Origin of the sequence: Streptomyces mexicanus, assembly GCF_902506575.1 — a bacterium.
GTDB lineage: Bacteria > Actinomycetota > Actinomycetes > Streptomycetales > Streptomycetaceae > Streptomyces > Streptomyces mexicanus.
In genome coordinates this window covers 1-7,275 of record NZ_LR732600.1, presented here as the reverse complement: position 1 = coordinate 7,275, position 7,275 = coordinate 1, and the positions used below count along the sequence as shown (strand labels likewise).

Genomic DNA, 7,275 nt, shown 5'->3' with positions numbered 1-7,275 from the left:
GGCGGGGTGGGGGCTGGACGAGGTCATGGAGCGACCCTAGGCACCGTCCCCGCCCCACCACATGTGGGCGCAGCCCATACTTCAGTCAAATGGTGTGGTGTCGAACCCCGTCGGAGGTGTGGTGTCGAACCATGTGGGGGCGTCCGACAGGGCCTGCTTGATCCGGAACAGGCCGAACTCGTGCAGGTCCGGCAGCGCGTCGACCGCGAACCAGCCCACCTCCAGCGACTCGTCGTCGTTGACCCGGGCCTCTCCGCCCACCGCACGGCAGCGCACGGTGATGTCCATGTACTGGCAGACGTCGCCGTTGGGGTAGGTCACCGGGTCCAGCGCCTGCACGAGCACGACCCGTTCGGCGACGCAGTGCACGGCGGTCTCCTCGTACACCTCGCGCACGGCGCAGGCGGCCGGCTGCTCGCCCGGCTCCGGGATGCCCCCGACCACCGACCACTTGCCCGTGTCGGAGCGGCGGCCCAGCAGGACCCGCCCCTCGTCGTCGAAGACGATGGCGGTGACTCCGGGGAGCCAGAGCAGCTGGTTGCCGGCGGACGCCCGGATCGCGCGGATGAAGTCTGGAGTGGCCATGGAGCGACCCTAACCGGCCCGCACCCGCGCCTCGGGGAGCACGCGGGGGCGTTCGGACGGCGTACGGTTACCCGGCCGTGGCGCGCCGCCCGCGCACGCCCGCTCCGATCGCCCGGCCCAGGCCGCCGGCGGCGAGGAGCACGAGGGCGAGTTCCGGCAGCACGCCCAGCTCGGTGGCGGGCGTCGTGGAGGAGCGCAGCGGCACCTTCTGCACCAGGTAGGCGGGGACGAACATGCCGGTCTTCTGCGTGATGTGCCCGTCGGGCATGATGATCGCGCTGACCCCGCTGGTCACCGGCACGGTGACGGTCCGGCTGTGCTCGACCGCGCGGACGCGGGACATGGCGAGCTGCTGGTAGGTCATCTCGCTGCGGTCGAAGGTCGCGTTGTTGCTCGGTACGGAGATCATCCGGGCGCCGTGCGTGACCGTGTCGCGCACGGCCCAGTCGAACGCGGCCTCGTAGCAGGTGGCCAGGCCGACCTTGGTGCCGTCGATGGTGAACACGCCCGGCTCGGTGCCCCGGCTGAAGTCCTCCCGCACCATCGACGTCCAGCTCTTGTTGATCGCACCGACCAGCGAGCGCAGCGGCAGGTACTCGCCGAACGGCTGGATCTGCCGTTTGTCATACGTCTGCACGGGTCCCTTGACCGGGTCCCACAGGATCTGCTCGTTCAGCAGCCTGCCGTCCCGTTCCACCACGCCGCCGACCGAGATCGGCACGCCGATCGCCTTGGCGGCCTGGTCGATGACCATGCGGGCGTCGGCGAAGGCGAAGGGGTCGATGTCGGAGGAGTTCTCCGGCCAGAGCACGAAGTCGGGCCGGGGCACCTTGCCCGCCTTCACGTCCGCCGCCAGCCGCTGCGTCTCGCGCGCGTGGCAGTCCAGCACGGCCCGCCGCTGGGCGTTGAACTCCAGGCCGGCCCGCGGCACGTTGCCCTGGATCACCGCGACCGTGGCGGTGCCGTCCTCGGCCCTGTCGCTGACCAGGGCCCGCGCGGCCAGGGCGCCCGCCACCGGTACGGCCACGCTCAGCAGGGCCGCGGCGGCGGCCGGCCGGCGTAGCGCGCGGGTGCGCCGTCCCTCCCGGGCGAGCCGTACGCCCTCGTACAGGCCGAACCCGCACAGCACGACCGCGAACCCCAGGACGGGGGTCCCGCCCACCGCCGCCAGCGGCAGGAAGACACCATCCGCCTGCCCGAAGGCGATCTTGCCCCAGGGGAAGCCGTGGAACGGCACGCGCGCGCGTACCGCCTCGCCGGCGATCCACACGGCCGCCGCCCACACCGGCCAGGCGGGCAGACGGGAGACGGCCGCGATGCCCACGCAGGCCAGGGCCACCAAGACCGCTTCCGCCGCGACGAGCGCCAGCCACGGGAAGGGCCCCACCTCCACACTGGTCCACACCAGCAGCGGCAGCAGGAAGCCCAGACCGAAGAGGTACCCGAGGCCGAACGCGGCCTTCCAGCGGCGGCCGCGCAGCACCCGGCCGAGGACGGCGAAGGCCGGCAGGGCCAGCCACCACAGCGTGCGCGGCGGGAAGCTGACGTAGAGCAGCGCGCCGGACAGCGCGGCGGCGGCGGCCGGTACGAGCCGGGCGAGCCTGGGGCCCCAGGACGCGGGGGCCAGCCGCGGGCGCAGCCGGCCCGGCTCGTCGACGGATGGTGCGGTGACGGTCACCCCGGGAGTGTACGGCGGTGACCTGGGCGCCGGCCGTGCGGTCCACCAGGGACCGGCGCCGGGACGCTCGCCCCGGCGCGGGCGGCTTCACGGTTCGTGCACAGGGCGTCCACAATCCGGGCATCAGCCGCTACGGTGTGCCCGGGCCCCGTTCGCCGCCGCGCACGGCGCGCCTGCGGGGCTGTGTGCGCACGGGTCGGGGGCGACCGGGCACGGGGGGCGATGGGTGCGGTCCGTCGAGAGGCCGTCCGCCGACGGCGCGGACGACGAAAGAAGAGGGACGGCCGAGCGAAGACCGGCAGCCCGCGAAAGAGAGCCGGGCGAGGGAAGAGAGCCCGGCACAGGACGAGGGGCCGGCGAGGGACGAGGCGCCGCCGGGCGCGGGCGGGCGGAGGCGCGCAGGCAGGCCCGCCACGACGCGGCCGGGACGACGGCGTACGTCACACGGGGGCACCCGGAGGCGGACGTCGGCACGGAGCGGCGAAACGTTTCCGACGTGGTCGGCGTGATGGTGCTCGGGGCCTGCGCCGCCTGGGCGGTGGTCACCGGGGCACTGCGCGAGGGCCGCCCCGAAGGCGTCCTGCTCGCGGTGCTCGCCGTGGCCGCCGGGTACGCCTCCGGTCGTATCGCGGGTGCGCTGCTGCCGGTGGCGGCGCCCTGCGCCGGGGCGCTGGCCGGGGCCGCGGTCGTGGTGATCGTGCCCGGACTGACCGCGGGACCGCGCTTCGCCGCCCCCCTGGGGCACGTGGGCGCCACCGCCGCGGTGCTGGCCCTGGCCGAGGGGGCCGCCTGCTGCGCCGCCTGGGCGGCGTCCGCCCCGGCCGTGCGGCTCGGGCTGCGCGTCCTGGCCGTCGCGGTCGTGGTGACGGCGGCCGTGCTGGGCTCGGACAGCGCGGTGGTGTGCTGCGCCGGGGTACTGCTCGTCTCGCTCGCGGCCGGCCGCATGCGGCACCGGGGTGCCGGTCTGGCGGGCCTCGCCCTGGTGCCGGTCCTGGTGGCCGGGGTGAGCTGGGCGCTCGCCGCGCACGCCCTGCCCGACGGACCGGCCCGTGTCCTGGCCGACTGGCCGACCGGGCACCGTATCGGACTGTGGCGGGACGCGCTGCGCCTCGCCCACCACCACCCCGTCCTGGGCGTGGGACCCGGCCGCTTCGGGGAGTCCAGCCCGACGGCCGCCCGCTCCCCGCAGCCCGACGGCAAGCCGCACTCGGCGCTGTTCCAGCTGGCGGCCGAGCAGGGGCTGGTGGGCGTGGTGCTCCAGGCGGCGGCCTGTGCCTGGGTGGGGCACGCCCTGTGGCGCTCCGCACGGCCCACGCCCGTCGTGCTCACCGCTGGGGCCACGCTGGCCGCGGTCGCGTCGGTCGCCGTGCTGGGTGACGCCCTGAGCTTCACCGCGGTGTCGGTGGGTGCGGGCCTGCTGGCCGGGACGGCGACAGCCCGTCCGCTGGCCGACGAGACCGGCGTGACGGGAACGGCGTGACCGGGGACGGGGTGACCCGGACGGGACGACCGGGACGGAATGACGGGGGCACGGTGGTACGGGCGTCCCGGCGGCCGGAGAGCGACCGGCCGGCGGACCGCCGCCGGCGTTCAGGCCCGGCCGGATGCCGACGGGCGCAGGCGGTCCTTGATGACGTGGACGGCCGACTCGGCGTTGTCGATGGTGATCGTGAAAGTGTGACCGTCCCACAGGCGCAGCACGATGCCCTCGCCGCGCCGCACGACGACGGCGGTGCCCTTCTCGGGCCGCCAGCGGTAGCCCCAGCCGCCCCAGTGGCGCGGGGTGACGTGCGGGGCGAACTCGGCGCCCGCCACGTGGTCCAGCGGGATGCGCCGGCGGGGCAGGCCGATGTGGCCGCAGCGCACCTCCAGGCAGTCCTTGTCGACCTTCACCGCCACATGGACGAAGGCGAGGGTGCCGAAGAGCACCAGCAGCCCGGCCGCGATGCAGCCCACGACGGACATCACCAGCGGCGCGAGGCCGGAACTCCAGGCGGAGTCGACGGCCAGCTCGATGCCGAGCGCCAGGCACGCGGCGCCCACGAGGGCCAGCAGCCACTGGACGCGGTTGGTGGCGCGTCCCGTCCACACCTCGGGCTGCGGGCGCTTCTCGCTGCGGGAGTCGTCCCTCATGCCCATGAGGTTACTCAGGTTTCGCGGCGCGGACAGCGCGTTGCGCAGGGTGTGTGTCCCGGACCGCGGGCCACCGGTCAGCGGGCGGGGCTGACCGTCTGGAGCAGGCGGCCTTCCGCGTAGGCCAGGGCAGCGGCGGGCAGGGCGCCCTCCCGGCCGTTGAGCAGCACCGTCACCGTGCCCTCGGTGGCCGTCTGCGGCTCGGGCCGCGCACCGATCCGGCGCAGCGCCTGGGCGGCGACGGCGCCGGCCGAGCCGTGCAGAACCAGCGGCGGCCGCTGCGGGCGCTGCACCGCGGCCCGGATGCGCTCGGCGACCAGTTCGTAGTGGGTGCAGCCCAGGACGACGGTGGTCACCTCCTCGGGGGTCAGCGCGGCGGCGGCCGTGATCGCCTCGTCGATCGCCGCCTGGTCGGCGTGCTCGACGGCCTCCGCGAGTCCCCAGCAGGGCACCTCGGTGACCTTCACCCCGGCGGCGAAGTCACGGATGAGTCCCTGCTGGTAGTCACTGCCGGTGGTGGCCGGCGTCGCCCAGATGGCGACCGGGCCCCCGCCGGCCGCGGCCGGCTTGATCGCGGGCACCGTGCCGATCACCGGAAGGCCCGGTTCCAGCAGGTCCCGCAGGGTGCTCAGCGCGTGCACGGTCGCGGTGTTGCAGCCCACGATCAGGGCGTCGGGCCCGTACGCGGCGGCGGCCTCGGCGACGGCGACGGCACGCTCGGTGAGGTCCTGCGGGGTACGCGGTCCCCAGGGCATGCCCGCCGGGTCCAGGGAGAGGACGAGATCCGCGTCGGGGCGCAGGCGCCGTACCGCGGCGGTGGCCGCCAGCAGGCCGATTCCGGAGTCCATGAGCGCGATCTTCACGGGCCAACGATAGACGATGGCCCCGACACGGGACGCGGGACGATCGCCTCGATGCGGGCGGTGGCCGTGCGGCAGACTGCCGGGGTGAGCATGATCGTGTGGATCGCCGTGGCATCACTCGTCGCCTGGCTGTGGCTGCTGCTCGGCCAGGGATTCTTCTGGCGGACGGACGTCAGGCTGCCGCCCGTCCGTGACCCGGCGTCCGAGGACTGGCCGGCCGTGTGCGTCGTGGTGCCCGCGCGGGACGAGGCCGCCGTGCTGGGCGAGAGCCTTCCGTCGCTGCTCGCGCAGGACTATCCGGGGCGGGCGGAGGTCTTCCTGATCGACGACGGCAGCTCGGACGGCACCGGGGAGCTGGCCCGGGACCTGGCGCAGCGCTGCGGCGGACTGCCGCTGACGGTGGACTCCCCCGGCGAGCCGCCCGCCGGGTGGACCGGCAAGCTGTGGGCCGTACGGCACGGCATCGGCCTGGCACGCGCGCGTGCCCCCGAGTACCTGCTGCTGACGGACGCGGACATCGCGCACGCCCCGGACAGCTTGCGCCGGCTGGTGGCGGCGGCCCGCACGGGCGGCTACGACATGGTGTCGCAGATGGCCCGGCTGCGGGTGGAGAGCCTGTGGGAGCGGCTGGTCGTGCCCGCGTTCGTGTACTTCTTCGCCCAGCTGTACCCGTTCCGGTGGATCGGCCGCCGGGGCGGACGCACGGCCGCGGCCGCGGGCGGCTGTGTCCTGCTGCGCGCCGAGACCGCCGAGCGGGCGCGGATCCCGGAGGCGATCCGGCACGCGGTGATCGACGACGTGGCCCTCGCGCGGGCCGTCAAGCGCGGCGGCGGGCACATCTGGCTGGGGCTGGCCGAGCGGGTGGACAGCGTGCGCCCGTACCCGCGGCTGCACGACCTGTGGCGGATGGTCTCGCGCAGCGCCTACGCGCAGCTGCGCCACAACCCGCTGCTGCTGCTCGGCACGGTCGCCGGGCTGGCGCTGGTGTACCTGATGCCGCCGGTGGCGCTCGTGGCGGGCCGGGCGGCGGGCAGCCCGGCCGCGGCCGTCACCGGTGGCGCGGCCTGGCTGGTGATGACGGCGACGTACCTGCCGATGCTGCGCTACTACCGCCAGCCGCTGTGGCTCGCGCCGCTGCTGCCCTTCACGGCGCTGCTGTACCTGCTGATGACGGTGGATTCGGCCGTGCAGCACTACCGGGGCCGGGGCGCGGCCTGGAAGGGCCGCACGTACGCGCGCCCGGACACCGTGCCGGAGGAGGGCTGAGCGGCACGGTCCGCGGGGCCGGCCCCTGCGGCGCCGCTTCGCGCCGGGCCGGCCCATGGGGGTGGCGGGCCGGCCGCGTCACTTGCGGCCGGGTGTCCAGTTCATGCCCCAGCCGTAGGCGCGGTCGATCGTGCGCTGCGGGCTGACCCCGCGCTCGGGCACCAGGTAGCGGGCCTCCCGCTGGACGACCAGGTCGCCGCCGGAGTTGGTGATCAGGGCGAGGGCGCACACGGTCGAGGGCACCGTGCACTCGTCGAGGGAGAAGTCGACGGGGGCGCCGTGCTGGGGCCGGAGGGTGACCGTGGCGTGCAGATCGGCGAAGGAGCGGGCGCCTTCGTAGATGGTCACGAAGACGAGGATGCGCCGGAAGGCGTCCTTGTGGTCGAGGTTGACGGTGAGGTTCTCGCCGGTGGCCACGGCGCCGGTGCGGTCGTCGCCGTCGAGATGGATGTACGGCGGCCGGTGCAGCGCGCCGAAGGCGTTGCCGAGGGCCTGCACCACTCCCTTGCGTCCGTCGGAGAGTTCGTAGAGGGCGCACAGGTCCAGGTCGAGGCCCGTGTGCCGGGCGACGGCCCGCCCGCGCTTGCCGCCCCAGCCGGAGAACTGTTCGCGCGTCTGCCAGTTGAGGTTCACGCGCAGGACGCCGGAAGTGCCGCCCTGTTTGGCCAGTGACACCGAGGGTGCCGCCTTGGTGAGCGTGACCTTCGTGGGACGGGCCGCGGGGGCGTGTGCGGGCGCGGGGGCGTGTGC

Annotated in this window: 7 protein-coding genes; 2 read left to right on the top strand and 5 right to left on the bottom strand. The window is 75.1% G+C overall.

All coding sequences use genetic code 11. From position 1 onward, the window contains the following. Positions 1 to 81: 81 nt before the first annotated feature. Positions 82 to 585, bottom strand: a complete 504-nt coding sequence (locus GV126_RS33005; RefSeq protein WP_159674724.1) for an NUDIX hydrolase — start codon at positions 583 to 585, stop codon at positions 82 to 84. A gap of 67 nt (positions 586 to 652) precedes the next feature. Continuing rightward, positions 653 to 2,263, bottom strand: coding sequence for an apolipoprotein N-acyltransferase (gene lnt / locus GV126_RS33000; protein ID WP_159674722.1), 1,611 nt, complete (start codon positions 2,261 to 2,263; stop codon positions 653 to 655). 496 nt (positions 2,264 to 2,759) lie between these two features. On the opposite strand from lnt, the gene GV126_RS32995 reads away from it, so the two are divergent. Beyond that, positions 2,760 to 3,743 (top strand): O-antigen ligase family protein, encoded by a 984-nt coding sequence (locus GV126_RS32995; protein WP_328707374.1) that lies wholly within the window; start codon positions 2,760 to 2,762, stop codon positions 3,741 to 3,743. A gap of 110 nt (positions 3,744 to 3,853) precedes the next feature. Here the strand turns inward: GV126_RS32995 and GV126_RS32990 are convergent, their stop codons facing one another. Then, positions 3,854 to 4,396 (bottom strand): hypothetical protein, encoded by a 543-nt coding sequence (locus tag GV126_RS32990; RefSeq protein ID WP_159674720.1) that lies wholly within the window; start codon positions 4,394 to 4,396, stop codon positions 3,854 to 3,856. Positions 4,397 to 4,473: 77 nt separating this feature from the next. Further along, on the bottom strand, positions 4,474 to 5,259 hold the full coding sequence (locus GV126_RS32985) for a glutamate racemase (RefSeq protein WP_185946899.1): 786 nt from the start codon (positions 5,257 to 5,259) through the stop codon (positions 4,474 to 4,476). Between the two features lie 84 nt (positions 5,260 to 5,343). Between GV126_RS32985 and GV126_RS32980 the strand changes: the two genes are divergently transcribed. Next, positions 5,344 to 6,525, top strand: coding sequence for a glycosyltransferase (locus GV126_RS32980; RefSeq protein WP_159674718.1), 1,182 nt, complete (start codon positions 5,344 to 5,346; stop codon positions 6,523 to 6,525). A 78-nt stretch (positions 6,526 to 6,603) separates the two neighbouring features. Here GV126_RS32980 and GV126_RS32975 read toward each other — a convergent pair. Then, a partial coding sequence (locus GV126_RS32975; RefSeq protein WP_438947888.1) for a TerD family protein occupies positions 6,604 to 7,275 on the bottom strand: 672 nt, incomplete at its 5' end.

Excerpts from the sequence above, each read along its gene's own strand:
- GV126_RS33005 (WP_159674724.1), bottom strand. The coding sequence starts at position 585 with ATGGCCACTCCAGACTTCATCCGCGCGATCCGGGCGTCCGCCGGCAAC.
- GV126_RS32990 (WP_159674720.1), bottom strand. The coding sequence starts at position 4,396 with ATGAGGGACGACTCCCGCAGCGAGAAGCGCCCGCAGCCCGAGGTGTGG.